Origin of the sequence: Cryobacterium sp. TMT1-62 (assembly GCF_004403145.1) — a bacterium.
In the GTDB taxonomy this organism is placed as follows: Bacteria; Actinomycetota; Actinomycetes; order Actinomycetales; family Microbacteriaceae; genus Cryobacterium; species Cryobacterium sandaracinum.
The window spans coordinates 46987-60619 of record NZ_SOGZ01000022.1; the positions used below are offsets into that span (position 1 = coordinate 46987).

Below are 13633 nucleotides of genomic sequence, written 5' to 3' on the forward strand. Positions count from 1 at the left end.
AACGGCCGGTCAGCGCTTGAGCTCGGGGAATTGGTCGTCGCGCCACTCACCGGGGAGCCGGGTGTTCTCGGCGGCCGCGGCATCCTCGCGCATGCGCAGTTCCACCCGGCGGATCTTGCCGGAACTGGTCTTGGGCAGCTCGTAGAACTCGACCCGCCGCACCCGCATGTACGGGGGCAGACCGGTGCGGGCGTGGCGCAGCACCGAGAGCGCCGTTTCGCCGTTGGACTCCCAGCCCGCCGCCAGGGCGATGTAGGCCTTGGCGATGTTCAGCCGGGTGTCGTCGGGCGCGGGCACGACGGCCGCCTCGGCCACGGCCGGGTGCTCCAGCAGCACGCTCTCGACCTCGAACGGGGAGACCTTGTAGTCGGAGGACTTGAAGATGTCGTCGGTGCGGCCGATGAACGTGATGTAGCCTTCGGCGTCGCGGCTGGCGACATCACCGGTGTGGAAGTAACCGTCCCGCACGGCCTCCCGCGTGCGTTCGGGATCCCCGTGGTAGCCGGCCATCAGGTTGACCGCGGTGCGGGACAGGTCGAGGCAGATCTCGCCCTCGTCGCTCTCCTCACCGGTGATGGGATCGAGCAGCGTGATCGCAACGCCCGGCAGGGGCATCCCCATCGAACCGGGCAGAAGTGCGGAACCCGGGGCGTTGCCCACGATCGCCGTGGTCTCGGTCTGGCCGTAGCCATCCCGGATGGTGAGTCCCCAGGAACGCTGGATCTGGTGGATGACCTCCGGGTTGAGCGGCTCGCCGGCCGAGATGATCTCGCGCAGGCCTACCGGCTTGGCGCCGACGTCGGATTGGATCAGCATGCGCCACACGGTCGGCGGGGCGCAGAAGGTGGTCACTTTCGCGCGGTGCAGCTGGTCGGCGAGGGCGAACGGGTCGAACCGGGCGTAGTTGTAGACGAAGACGGTGGCCTCGGCGATCCACGGGGCGAAGAAGCTGCTCCAGGCGTGCTTGCCCCAGCCGGGCGAGCTGATGGCCAGGTGCACGTCGTCCGGGCGGAGTCCGATCCAGTACATGGTGGTCAGGTGCCCCACGGGATAGGACGTCTGGGTGTGCACCACCATCTTCGGCTTGCTGGTGGTGCCCGAGGTGAAGTAGATCAGGGACGCGTCGTCGGAGGACACGACCACGGCGGGCTTCTCGGCCGCGACGAGCGCGGCATCCGCGTAGTCGGCCCAGCCGGGGGTGGCCGCACCGACGCAGACGCGCGAGAAGTCGCCGGGCACCGCGTCGAACTTGGCGGCGTCGCCGGCGTTGGCGATGACGTGCTGCACACCGCCGCGCAGAACCCGGTCGGCCAGGTCGCCGGTCGCAAGCACCGTGGACGTGGGCAGGATGACCGCGCCCACTTTCATGATGGCGAGCATCAGCTCCCAGAGCTCGACCTGGTTGCCCAGCATCAGCATGACGTGGTCGCCGTGCCCGACGCCCCGGGAGATCAGCCAGGTGGCCACCTGGTCGGAGCGCGCCGACATCTCACTGAAGGTCACCGTCAGTTCGCGGCCATCTTCCTCCACGATCCACAGGGCGGTCTTGTCGTTGCCAGCGGCGATGACGTCGAACCAGTCGACGGCCCAGTTGAAGTTCGCCCCCACATCCGGCCACTCGAACTCGGCCTGGGCGCGCGCATGATCGTCTCGCAGCTGCAGAAGGTGGTCGCGCGCGCCTCGAAGGGCGGTAGTGCTCTGGGGGGTGGTCATCCGTCCCATCTTCCTCGGTTCAAATGCCCAAAACGGAATACGACACCCGGCCGCGGGGCCGGCAGGTCCCGCAGGTTCCGCAGCTCGGCGCCGTTCGGGCCGACAGCGCGAAGATCTTCCTCGGCGTGATGAAGCGCTTCAGGGAGTGGCGCGGATCGCGTCCACCAGGGCGGCGAAGCGGGCGTTGCCGGGCAGGTCGTCGATGAGCACGGACTTTCCGTCGGGGCCGGCCAGCGGGATGCGCCAGTTCGGGTACTCGTTCGAGGTCCCGGGCTGGTTCTGGGTCCGGCGCTCGCCGACCGCATCCACCAGAGCCACGCCAAGGAGCGACGAGGGCGTCATCGCGGTGTACGCGTAGAGCGCCTCAACCGTCTCCTGCACGGTCGGGGCTGGCTCGGTGCCGAGCGGCGGCAGCAGGCCGCGTTCGCGAAGCGCGGCCAGCATGGCGGACTGCTCGGCAAGGTCCGCGGTGCGCTCTTCCTCGACCGATCGCCCGAGCAGACCGAGCGATTCGCGCAGGGCCACGTGGTCGCCGGCGAGATAGCCGGCCGTCGGAGGCAGATCGTGGGTGTTCACACTGGTCAGGCAGGCCTGGCGGTACCGTTCGGGGGCCAGCGGCACGCCGTTGTCTCGTTCGAACCAGAGGATCGAGGTTCCGAAGATGCCGCGTTCGGCGAGGTAGTCGCGCACCCAGGGCTCGAAGACGCCGAGGTCTTCGCCGATCACCACGGCGCCGGCGCGCTGGGCCTCGAGGGCCAGGATGCCGATGAGTGCCTCGTGGTCGTAGTGCACGTAGGTGCCCTCTCCCGGTCCGGCGCCGACCGGGATCCACCACAGGCGGAACAGACCCAGAATGTGGTCCACCCGGATGCCGCCGGCGTGGTGCAGGATGCTGCGGAGCATGTCCCGGTAGGCGACGTAGCCCGACTCGGCCAGCCGGCCGGGGTGCCACGGCGGCTGCGACCAGTTCTGGCCCTGCTGGTTGAACATGTCCGGCGGGGCGCCCACGGTCATGCCCGGGGCGAGAACGCCCTGCAGGGTCCAGGCGTCGGACCCGGTGAACTGCACCCCGACCGCGAGGTCGTGCACGATGCCGATGGCCATCCCGGCATCCGTCGCCGCGCGTTGAGCGGTCTCCAACTGCTGGTCGCAGAGCCACTGGAGCCAGCTGTGGAATTCTATGCGGTCCGCGAGCTGCTTCCGGTGCTCGGCGGCGAAGGGACCGCGGGGGCCGCGCGGCTCGATCGACCATTCCGGCGCATCCGCCGGGAACAACTCGGCCAGGGCGCACCAGAGCGCGAAGTCGACCAGACCCTGACCCTGCTCGGCGCAGAATTCCTCGAACCGGTGGGCACGGGAGGGGCTCGGCCGCACCTTGTGCACGGCTTCCAGCGCGGTCAGTTTGGCGGCATAGGCGCAGTCGCGGTCGAGGTGGTCCGCCTCCAGGTTGGCCGAGTGCTGCCGGTCAGCGAGGGACTCGACAACGGCTCGTGCCGCCGGGGCGAGGTAGGCGTATTCGGGCACGTCCTCGACCCGAATGTACAGCGGGTGGAAAAAGCGCCGGCTCGACGGCAGGTAGGGGGAGGGCTCGACCGGCGGGGCGGGCTCGGACGCGTGCAGCGGATTGACCAGGACGAAGTCGGCTCCGTACTGGGAGCCGGAGATGGCGGCCAGGTCGGCAAGGTCGGCGAAGTCGCCGATCCCCCAGCTCCGGGAGGAGCGCGCCGAGTAGAGCTGGGCCATCAAACCCCAGTCGCGATGCCCGGCCAGGTTGCGGGTGGTCTCGAGCCGGGGCGGGGTCACGACGAGGCCGCAGCGCGCCGTGTGGTCTCCGCTCTCTGCGTGCAGGGTATGCCAGCCCAGAGGCAGGCCGGCCGGAATTTGGAACATCGCCCGGCTCGTCGGCCGACCGTCGACGGTGCGGGGTTTCTCCCAGAGCCCGGTCTGCAACACCTCGTGCCGGGTGCCGTCCTCGGCGACGATCCAGACGAGGGCCGTCGAACCTGCGCCGGCGTGCACGGGCACCTCGGCCTCGCCGCCCGCGCGGAGCACCACGACGGGAGGCAGGAGCCGGCGCCAGGGCGCGAGGCTCTGCTCGGTCAGGGCCGCATCAACCTCGGCAGGCGTGCCGGCGGGAACGCCGAGGGCACCCAGGACCTTACGCAGGGTGCCGAAGTCGACCGCCCGTGAAGCACCGTCCCAGCCGGTGAAAGAGGTGTCAACCCCGAGTGATCGTGCCAGTTCCAGCAGCGCCGCCGCAGAACGGTCGGTTGGTTCGAGTTCCATGGGACCACTCTAGATCCGGGACCGGTTCCGGACCCGCGCCGGACCCCGCCGGCTCTACCTGCCGAAGCGCGAGACGAAGGCCTTCATCAGCTTGGCCGGCTCGGTGACGATGGATGCGTCGATCGCCGCGATGACGTCGTCCAGGGCGTCGGGATCGAAGTAGCCGGACTCGCGGTAGATGCGGATGCGGGTCAGGATGCCGGCATTGGTCAGTTCCGGATGGAATTGCGTCGCGTAGACGTTGTTGCCGACCCGGAACGCCTGCACGGGACAGTTCTGCCCGGTCGCCAGCAGGACGGCGCCGGGCGGCAGCTCTGAACAGGCCTCCTTGTGCCCGACGAAAGCCTGGAAGGTGGGCACGAGCGCGGCGAACAGCTGGTCGGCTGCGCCTGCCTCGGTGAGGGAGATCCAGGTCGGCCCGGCCTCCTCGGACCAGGTGCGGTCCAGCCTGCCGCTCAGATGGCTGGTGAGCAGTCCGACACCGTAGCAGGCACCGAGGAAGGGGAAGTCCCGGGCCAGCACCTGGTCGAGGAGGGCGGCCAACTCGGCCTCGACGCGGCGTTGCACGGACGACTTGATCTCGGCGGAATCGCTCGCGTTGAAGGGGCTGCCGCCCACGATGATGCCCGAGTATCCGTTCAGGTCGATCGGCGGCATCGGCGCAGCCTCGAGCCGCACCCGGTGGAGCTGGTCGGGTTCCAGATCGCCGGCCGCGAGGAAGCCGGCGTACTCGTCATCGGCGGCTTCGTCCTCAGAACGGGTGGCGAGCAGCAGGAAGGGCTTCACAGCATCATCGTAGTGGCGGGCCTCGGTAGACGCGGCTCCGGCTTCGACCTGGCTGTGAGCGCGTCGAAGACCTGGTCTCCCCCTGCACCAGGAGCTGCTGCATCTGCGCGGCGTCGAATGCGAACCCCCCACCACCGACCTATGCGGGTGCGCCGGCGATGTTGACCATCCAGCTCACGCCGAATCTATCGACGCACATGCCGAAGCTGTCGCCCCACGGCGACGGCTCGAGCGGCATGACGACGGTGCCCCCGGCCGCGAGCTTGTCCCAGTAGCCGCGCAGCACCGGTTCGTCGTCGCCGCTGAGCGACACGGAATAGTTGGTGCCCGGACGGTACTCCATCCGGTTCGGAGTGTCGGAAGCCATCAGCACCAGGCCGTCGTCGGTGGTCAGCATGGCGTGCATAATCTTGTCCTGCTCAGCCTTGTCGTCGCTCGCCTCGAACTCGGCGAACGTGCTCAGCGTCAGCTCGCCGCCGAACACCGTCCGGTAGAACTCCATCGCTTCCCGGGTCGTATCCCGGAACCCCAGGTAGGGATTGAGTTGGGTCGTCATGGTGGAGCCTCTTTCTGTCATGGGGCGAATGCTCCGATTATCGGCTCAACCCCGCGCCAGCACGAGGCGTGCGGGGAAGTCTCCTACGCTGGAACCATGGACTCCCCCAGGGCCGCCCTGCTGCGGCCGATTCTCACCCTCACCATCAACCCCGCTCTCGACGTGAGCACGTCAACCGAGCACGTGGTCAGCGAGCACAAGATGCGCTGCGGCCGGTCCCGCCTCGACCCGGGCGGCGGCGGCGTGAACGTGGCTCGGGTAGTGCAACGTCTCGGCGGGCAGGCCCTGGCCGTGTACACCGCGGGCGGCCCTACCGGGGAGGCCTTCCGCCAGCTGATCGAAGCCGAACGCATCCCGACCATCGCGGTGCCGATCCATGGCAGCACCCGCGAGAGCTTCACCGTCGACGAGACTGGCACCGGCAAGCAGTTCCGTTTCGTGCTGGAAGGCCCCGAGCTCAGTGAAACCGAGTGGCGGGCCTGTCTCGCGGTCGTCGGAGAGTCGATTCCGGTCGGCGGCTATTTGGTCGCCAGCGGCAGCCTGCCGCCGGGAGTCCCGGATGATTTCTACGCCCGGGTCACCCGTCTGGCGCACGGGCACGACGCCCGCTGCATCGTGGACACGTCCGGTCCCGCTCTCGCGGCCGCGCTCGACGAGGGGGTCTACCTGGTCAAACCGAGCGGGCGTGAGCTGGGAGAGCTCGTCGGCGCAACCCTCGACACCGAACAGAGCAAGATCGACGCGGCCGCCGAGCTCGTCGCCCGCGGGTCCGCGGAAGTCGTCGCGCTGACGCTCGGCGGAGCGGGAGCCGTGCTCGCCTCGGCGAGCGGGATCATCCGTCTGGGGGTGCCGCAGGTCACGGTGCAGAGCACCGTCGGGGCCGGCGACAGCTTTCTCGGTGCGTTCGTGCTGCGGATCGCGCAGGGGTTCCCGGTGGACCGGGCGTTCCGGGCCGCCGTCGCCGCCGGCAGCGCCACCGCGATGACACCGGCCACGGAACTCTGCCACCGGGTCGATGTGGAACGCCTGGAGGCCGAACTGGTGGCACTAACGTGAAGCTCACCGACATTGACCCGCCCAGCCGTAGCTTTTCCCGGTGGCTCACCGACGAAGAGGTGGGGCAGGTGCTCGCCTCCAGCCGCGGCTGGAGGCTTGCGCCGGACGGCGGCGTGATGGCCGGCAAGATTCGCAAGACCCGGATCGCGCCGTCTCTGACCGCGCTCGGCGCCACCGCGGCCGCCGAGCGTTGGATCAGCCGCGCGGCGGCGCCCGGCAGGGACGGCAGCGGTCCGACGCACATCATGTGGGGTATCTTCAACGCCCGAACGGACGCCGAGATCGCGGCTAAAGTCGATTCATGACCGCTGACCCTGCCACCGGCACCCGCACCCCCCGCACCTCGATCCCCCGCTTGATCGGCCGATTGGCTCTGGGGGCATTCCTGCTCTTCGCCGGGATCAGCCACCTCGCCTGGAACCGCGAGGCGTTCCTCGCCCAGGTGCCCACCTGGTTGCCGCTCGAGGGTGATTTCGTCGTGGTTGCGTCGGGCCTGGTCGAGATCGCTCTGGGCCTGTCGCTGCTGCTGCTGGCCAGGCGCAAGGTGCAGGTGGGTTGGGTCGTGGCCCTGTTCTTCCTGGCAATCTTCCCCGGCAACATCTCCCAGTTCGTCACGGCCACCGATTCGTTCGGCCTGGATTCGGACCTGTCCCGTGGCATCCGCCTGCTCTTCCAGCCGGTGCTCGTGGCGTGGGCGCTGTGGTCGACCGGTGCGTGGCGCGCCTGGCGGGCACGCCGTGCAGCATAAGTGATACCCCATGGGGTATGTTGGGCGGACGAGTTCAACGAAAGGGTTCAACGGATGTGCCGTCAAGTCACGTGTAAGAAGTGTGGAAAAACGACCTGGGCCGGGTGCGGCCAGCACGTCGACCAGGTGATGCGAGGCGTTCCGGGTGCACAGCGGTGCCGCGGACACGAGAAAGACGCCCCGACCCCCGGCTTCTTCGCGCGGCTCTTCACCCGCAACTGAGTCCGGAGTCAGTAGTCGCTGGCGGACAGGTCGGACGCGGCGTCGTGCTTGAGCTTCAAAAGGGCGAGGTCGATGTGCAGAAACACCTCGGTGCGGGCCTCCCGCCGTGCCTCGTAATCGGGGTCATGCCAGTCGATGTTCAGCCTGATCAGGCGTGACGACACCGCGTCACTGACCTCGTCGCTGGCGGCCCGCTGGGCCCGCCGCACGAGACGCGCGACCTTGTCGTCGTCGGCGGCCACGGCCTCGAGGGCCTCGGCGAGCTTCTCATGCACGCGTCGGCGCAGTTTGAGCTGAATGATGTCGTGGTGCTGGTCTTCCGTGAGATCGGAGGTCCACCGTGACCTGGTCAGCTCTGTGCGCAGGTCCTTGACCCGGCGGGCGTACTGCTCGTTCTGCCGGGTGAGCAGGTGCAGCTCGTGCCGGGCGGTCGCCGCGTAGCGTTCCGGATCGTAGTCGGCGTGATCACCGAGAGCGCCCACGATGATGTCGTTCTTCACCGCCATTCGGACGGCGGAAAGCGCGATCTTGAGCCCCTCGTCGACGATCACCTTAATTGCGGCCACGCTACAAAATCTTACTGTGCAGGCCTGCCGAAATCAGGGCTCCCCCTGTCGCGGTAGGGTCCTGCGCGGAGCTTAATGCGAGCGCACCGGCGACGAGAGCGGCGTGATGTAGGAGAACCCGGTGCTGTTGTTCTTGGTCATCGAGAGCACCAGCTCCATGTGCGGCTCAAGCGCGGTGACCTTGTCGAGCGGGGAACCGATGATGAGCTGGAAGCCCAGCCCCTTCCACGCCGACACGGCACGGCCGGCGAACTCGGAGTCCGATTTCACGAAGCCCTCATCGAGGAAGACCGGCGCGAAACGCGGGCGGGTGCGACTCTCGTCGCCGAGCTGGAACCGCAGGGCGGCTCCCACGACGAACGCCACCAGTTCCTGGGACTCGCCACCGCTCTTGCCGCCGAGCGACGAGTAGGTGCTGACTTCCACGCCCTCCGGGGTGGTGCGCACGGCGGTGATCTCCACGTGCCGGCGCACGTCGAGCAGCAGATCGCGCTGGGATTCCTGGCGCGGACCGTCGGCGGACTTGCGGATCAGGTTCATGAACGCCTGCAACCGGGTGAACCGGCTTTCGGTCTGCTCGTCGGTGAAGGCATCCGTGGATCCGGAGGACAGCACCTTGAGTTCCGTGCGAAACGCGGTGGCGTCATCGCGGTGGAGGCGACGCAACGCGATCTTGAGGCGGTCGCGCCCGGCTCCGAACGGCAGTGTGGTGAGGATCTCGTTGATGGGACGGAGACGATCTTCGATTTCCTCGATGGAGGAGGTGAATGCCCCGACCAGGGGAACCAGGTCCTGGCCGCTCCAGAGCGCGAGGCGGCGCTTCCACTCCTGGCGCCGATCGTGCAAGCCGAGTGTGTAGACGGCGTCAAGGATGTCCCGGTAGCTCGGGTAGGAATCGAGCGAGACGCCGATGTTCGGGTCGGGCCAGCGGCTCTGAAAGGTCTCGAAGATGCCGATCAGGGTGTTGCGGGCGCCCGCGGCGCTGTCCCGGTCCTGACTGGACTGCTCGGTGAGGCGCTCGCGCAGCCGCCTGATGGCCCCGTCGAACGCGTCGAGGTCGTGCTGGTCGGCGACAGCCGCGAACTGGGCGTCGAGGTGGGTGGCGTGTTCCTCCGACAGGGACAGCGCGGCTTCCGGATCACCGTCGATGCGGTCGAGGCGGCTGCTCACCGCATCCTGCCGGTCCACGAAGCGGCCCTGCTCGGCGACGAGGGCCTGCAGGGCAACCTCCGTGGCGTGCTTCAGCTTCTGGGCTGTTTCCAGTTCGGCGGCCAGACGCTCTTCCTCGTCTTTCAGGGCGCGCAGCACGTCACTGTCGGCGAGCACGCGCTCGCGCTCGGCCCGCTTGTCAGTGATGCGGACATCCGCGGCTTGCACGTCGATGGCCGGCCAGGCCGCGTCGACGATGAACTGGTGTGCGGCCCTGCGGGCCCGGAGGTCGGCGAGGCTCGCCCCGTGCGCAAAGGCTTCACGCGCCAGGCTGTCGGCCTCCAGCCGCAGGCGGGCCAGCTCCTCGTCGATGTCGTGCAGGCGGGTGCGGCTGGAGAAGCCGATGATCGACTTCTGGTCGCTGTTCCAGCCATGGGCGCCGCGGGAACCGTTGCGGGTCTGCCCACTCGGGGTGACCCTCGGGCCGTCCCCGACGAGGTCGGCGGCCGTGGCGACGCACTCCGCGTCGAGGTTCGCGGCCTGTACCCGGTCCCGCACCCAGCCACTGAAGGGCGAGTCCTTGAAGACGAGCTTTCCCGACACGAAGCGCGGGTCACCGTCGATCTGCTCGTGCGAGCGCAGCGGCACCCCGTCGAAGTGGATGCGCACGGGGATGCGGAGCGGGTCGATGGCCAGGCTGAGCGCGCGCAGACGAGTCTCGTCGACGAGCAGGACGCGCACGACGGAGGCCAAGGTGACCTCGGCCGCCTGGCGCCAGGCGTCCTCGCCGGGGGCCAGATCGATCAGTTCGGCGACAAAGGGCAGCTCCTCGGCGGGGATGCCCGACGCCTCGGCGATCAGCAGGCGTGCGCTGTGCAGGTGCTGGGGAACCAGACTCGCCCGCCCGGACAGGAACTGGTGCTCCTGCCCCAGGGTGCGGAGGTTCTCCTCGACCGGATAGGCCGTGCGTTGCAGCGCGCTTCTCTTGTTCTCGAGGTCGATTTCGGCAGTGGGAAAGCCGGACAGGAACCCGTCGGCCGCGGCGCGGGCCCGATCGAAGTCGTCGCCGGAGTCGATGGAGAGGCCGAGAGGCCGGATGCGCTCGTCGAACTTGGAGCGCTCGGCGGCCACGTCGTCGCGTTTGTCGGTGAGCTGGCCAAGCTCGTTCTGCAGGCTGACGAGCACGTCGCCGCCGTTGTCACGCTGCTGGCGCTGCAGGTCGGCGACACGCGCTTTCAACGCGGTCTCGGCATCCCGGGCCGTCGTGGAGCGAAGCTGGGTGTCGCGCCGCTGCACCCGGTTGACGTCGGCGGCTTCCTCGAGCAGGCTCTGCTCCGTGCGGAGCTGCCACAGCACGAACGGCGTGTCGCCGGAGCGGTGCACGCCGAAGGTGTCGATCAGGTCGGCCTTATCGGTCGCCGTCTCGTAGACGCGGTGCAGGACGGGCAGGCGTTCCAGCACCTTGGCCTTCTGCGCCTCGGCGACCATGGCGCCGTAGGACCGTTCGAGGTCTTCGAAGTGGGCAACGGCCTTGTCGGCGGCCCCGTAGGTGGACGGTTCCTCAAGCACCATCGACTTGTAGAGCCCGTCGACCGTCTTGACCTGCTGGCCGGCCTGGATGCGTGCGAGCAGCCTGAGCGCCTTGCCGCCCTCGCCGTTGGCGCCGATGCCCAGGCGGGTGTACAGGGTCTGGGCGAACGCCGCATAGGTGTCGAAGACATCCAGTTCGGGGAACCGGGATTTGAGGGCGCGCTTGTCGAACCGGGACTCGGTCACGTCGGCCAGGTCGCGCAGGTCGAGGTATCCGTCGATCGTGGCCATCTTCATGGTGATGTCGGCGAACCGGGTGGCGCCACGGGGCACGAAGTAGGCCCGTAACACTGTGAAACGGCGCTGGTTGTCGTCGATGAAGGTCATCGACACGGCACCCCAGGTGGACTCGTGGGCACCGCGGAGCACCTGGTCCTGCAGCTCCCCCGTGCCGGCCTCCCGGTTGGCGTCGGTCTTGCCCTTGAGGTAGGTCATCAGGCTGCGCTGGTCGGCGCTGCGCGCCCGCCCGGAGCCGGCGTCGTTGGAGGCGCCGTTGAAGGGGGTGTCCGACGGCATCATCAGGGCGAGGTAGGCGTCGAGCAGGCTGCTCTTGCCGGTTCCGGACGCGCCGGACACCAGGGTGGCGCTGGGCGCGAACGCAACCTCGTGGTGGCCCTGAAAGCCGCCCCAGTTCACCATCTGGAACGACTCGGCGCGCCACTGCGTGGTGCCTTCGGTGAGGCCGTCGACATAGAAGAGCGGGGAATCGTTCATGACAGGGCCTCCGGCAGGGCTTCGGACAGGAGAGGCAGATCGTCAAGATCGGTGGCATCCGGGCCGGGATCAGCGTTCTGGGTGACCAGCCACTCCAGCAGTTCGCTCAGCCGTTCCACCGGCAGCAGCACCTCGATCACGGCGGAGATGCGGAATCGGTCGGGGTCGCTGGTCTTCAGCAGCACCCGCGCCTTCGCGAGGCTGTCGACGGCGGCCGTGGCCTTTCGGGCGTCGCCCCACCGGTCGGTGGCGTGTTCGGGCCGGAAATGGCCGACGTTCTCCACCAGGTTGTCGCGGTCCACGATAACGATGTCGTGGCCGTTGGCACGCTCGCTGCGGAACCGCTGCCGCAGCAGCACGAGCAGAATGGTCTCCTCCCGCGTGTAGGACACGTCGTGCAGCAGGGTCGGGAACCGGTCTCCGCCCTCGGCGACCGCCTGCCGTTTGAATGCCACCTCGTAGTGCAGGTCGACGTGCAGATCGAGGAACATGTCGTTCAGGCGCGATTTGAGCAGGCTCTGGGAGCGCAGCAGCGTCTGCCATTCGGCCGGCTGCAGCGCGGCGGAGATGTAGCGGTGCTTCAGCAGCAGCACCAGGGTGCGACGCTGCTCCACGGTGAGTCCTCCCTCGTCGCCCTCGAAAAGGGAAAAGCTGGGCATATCGATGTCGGGGTGCTCGGCGGTGGGCTCGTCAGTCATTGTCGGATCCGTAGTTCAGGGCGGACAGCGCCGCAGTTTCGTCGTCGCTGAGCATGATTCGGGGCACCTCGAAGCTGCGGGTGGAGCCGTCGGGTCGCACGGTTTCGAATCGTTCGAGCGTCTGGGACCGGCTGACCGCATCGATCTGGGTGGCGATCTGAAGCATCCCCAGAATCTCGACCGGGCGGCGCAGGGTGACGTCGAGATCGTTGAAGGCGTCACCGACGGATGCGGCGTCGCCGTGGTTGAAGGCCGTCACGATCGCGTCGCGCAGCTCCCCCAGCAGCGGGCCGCCCTGCGTGCGCATCTCGTCGAGACTCGGTGGCGGCGGGGCGTCGTCGGAGACATCCTGCAGCTCGGGCGGCGCGCGGTGGGCGCCCGGGTCGTAGAAGCGTTCGCGGAGGTGCGGGGCGTCGAGGGTTCCCGGCATGAGTTCGGCGGTGACCGTGGAGCGGGGCCCGGCGGTCTGCATCCAGGTCGCGAGTTCCTTGTTGATCTCGCGCAGCAGGCGTTCGAGTTCGCGGTCCTTGACCACGTCGTGGTTGACGATGTGCTCGCGCAGGGTGGTCGTCAGCCCGTTGCGCTGGGTGAGCACGTCGTCGATGCCCTTGCGGATCAGGCGCACGGTGCCCATGAAGCTGCGGCGGTCGGTGGCGCTGAGTTCGAGGGCGAACGGATGCAGCAGGATCGTCTCCAGGTCGTCCCCCAGCTCCCGCAGCAGGTCGTCGTTGCGCAGCAGGGTGAAGGCCCCCTCGAAGGCGCGACCTTCCGGGGTCGAGGTCATCAGGGCATCCGTTTTGGCGAGGTACTCGTCGAGTACCTCGCTGATCGGGCGTTCCTCACCGCGGAAATCGTTGACGATCTGCCGGTGCATGGCGGCGACGGATTCCTCGACGCGTTTGAAATCGCTGGGCAGCTGGCCGATCAGGTCGACCAGGTCGGCGTAGCCCTCACGCATCTGCTCGTTCGAGACGGGCGCGATCTCGCCGCCGGCTGCGAGGCGGTCGCGCTCGGCGGCGTTCTCGGCGATCGCCCGGTCGAGGCGACGGATGCGCTCCTCCCGATCAGGGTTGGCCTGCGTGGCGCGGTGACGCACCGTGTCGACGATCGTGGTGAGACGGGATTCGCTGATCAAAGCCCGATCGCGGGACAGACTCTCGACCAGGAGCAGCGCCTCGAGTGCGTGCGAGGTGAGCGAGTAGTGTTCTTCGTCGCCCTCCCCCGTTTCGCGGTAGAGCCACTGGTCGTTCATCCACTGCACGCAGAGGGCCCGACCGGTCTTGCCCGGCACATCGCTGCCGACCGAGCGCAGGTCGGCAAGGTAGGCGTCGACCTGAATGTGCAGCAGATCGGCCCGCACGCTGCGCCGGTCGCGGCTGAAGGAGGACTTGAACACGAAGAGCACGAACGGCGCCCACTTGCGGTCCAGCAGGCGCAGGGTGGGTTTGTCGAAGGCTTCGCGCACCCGCGCCAGTTCACCCGCAAGCTCGCTCATATAGAAGTTCCTTCCCGGGCCTCCTCAAGGGTAACGGTCCTCGCGTGCGGGCCG

General features: G+C 68.4%; 11 protein-coding genes. 3 read left to right on the forward strand and 8 right to left on the reverse strand.

The window, feature by feature from the left end; genetic code table 11:
- Positions 1-9: 9 nt before the first annotated feature.
- The 4 genes from E3T34_RS05140 to E3T34_RS05155 form a co-directional block, all read right to left on the reverse strand.
- Positions 10-1713: an AMP-binding protein gene (locus E3T34_RS05140; protein WP_134342367.1), complete on the reverse strand. Its 1704-nt coding sequence runs from the start codon at positions 1711-1713 to the stop codon at positions 10-12.
- 138 nt (positions 1714-1851) lie between these two features.
- Complete coding sequence (gene malQ, locus E3T34_RS05145; protein ID WP_134342368.1) at positions 1852-3999, reverse strand: 4-alpha-glucanotransferase; 2148 nt, start codon at positions 3997-3999, stop codon at positions 1852-1854.
- Between the two features lie 54 nt (positions 4000-4053).
- Positions 4054-4785: a glutamine amidotransferase gene (locus tag E3T34_RS05150; protein ID WP_104101427.1), complete on the reverse strand. Its 732-nt coding sequence runs from the start codon at positions 4783-4785 to the stop codon at positions 4054-4056.
- A gap of 139 nt (positions 4786-4924) precedes the next feature.
- Positions 4925-5341, reverse strand: a complete 417-nt coding sequence (locus tag E3T34_RS05155) for a VOC family protein (protein ID WP_104101430.1) — start codon at positions 5339-5341, stop codon at positions 4925-4927.
- A 96-nt stretch (positions 5342-5437) separates the two neighbouring features.
- On the opposite strand from E3T34_RS05155, the gene E3T34_RS05160 reads away from it, so the two are divergent.
- Genes E3T34_RS05160 through E3T34_RS05170 form a run of 3 tightly spaced genes read left to right on the forward strand, consistent with a single transcriptional unit; the run spans position 5438 to position 7145 of the window.
- Positions 5438-6397, forward strand: coding sequence for a 1-phosphofructokinase family hexose kinase (locus tag E3T34_RS05160; RefSeq protein WP_174843123.1), 960 nt, complete (start codon positions 5438-5440; stop codon positions 6395-6397).
- Positions 6394-6702 (forward strand): hypothetical protein, encoded by a 309-nt coding sequence (locus tag E3T34_RS05165; RefSeq protein ID WP_104101432.1) that lies wholly within the window; start codon positions 6394-6396, stop codon positions 6700-6702. Before E3T34_RS05160 ends, E3T34_RS05165 begins: the two co-directional genes overlap by 4 nt.
- The gene (locus E3T34_RS05170; protein ID WP_134342369.1) at positions 6699-7145 is read left to right on the forward strand and encodes a hypothetical protein; all 447 of its coding nucleotides are present in this window, start codon (positions 6699-6701) and stop codon (positions 7143-7145) included. The genes E3T34_RS05165 and E3T34_RS05170 overlap by 4 nt, the downstream gene beginning before the upstream one ends.
- A 230-nt stretch (positions 7146-7375) precedes the next feature.
- Here E3T34_RS05170 and E3T34_RS05175 read toward each other — a convergent pair whose 3' ends face one another.
- From E3T34_RS05175 to E3T34_RS05190, 4 genes are all read right to left on the reverse strand, one after another.
- On the reverse strand, positions 7376-7933 hold the full coding sequence (locus E3T34_RS05175) for a hypothetical protein (protein WP_134342370.1): 558 nt from the start codon (positions 7931-7933) through the stop codon (positions 7376-7378).
- A 72-nt stretch (positions 7934-8005) separates the two neighbouring features.
- Positions 8006-11386 carry an ATP-binding protein gene (locus tag E3T34_RS05180; RefSeq protein WP_134342371.1) on the reverse strand — a complete coding sequence of 1127 codons (3381 nt, stop codon included), beginning with the start codon at positions 11384-11386 and terminating at the stop codon, positions 8006-8008.
- Positions 11383-12084, reverse strand: a complete 702-nt coding sequence (locus tag E3T34_RS05185) for a DUF4194 domain-containing protein (protein ID WP_104101444.1) — start codon at positions 12082-12084, stop codon at positions 11383-11385. The genes E3T34_RS05180 and E3T34_RS05185 overlap by 4 nt, the downstream gene beginning before the upstream one ends.
- Entirely contained in the window at positions 12077-13579 is a 1503-nt protein-coding gene (locus tag E3T34_RS05190; RefSeq protein WP_104101447.1) for a DUF3375 domain-containing protein, read from the reverse strand. Before E3T34_RS05190 ends, E3T34_RS05185 begins: the two co-directional genes overlap by 8 nt.
- Between the last annotated feature and the right edge of the window lie 54 nt (positions 13580-13633).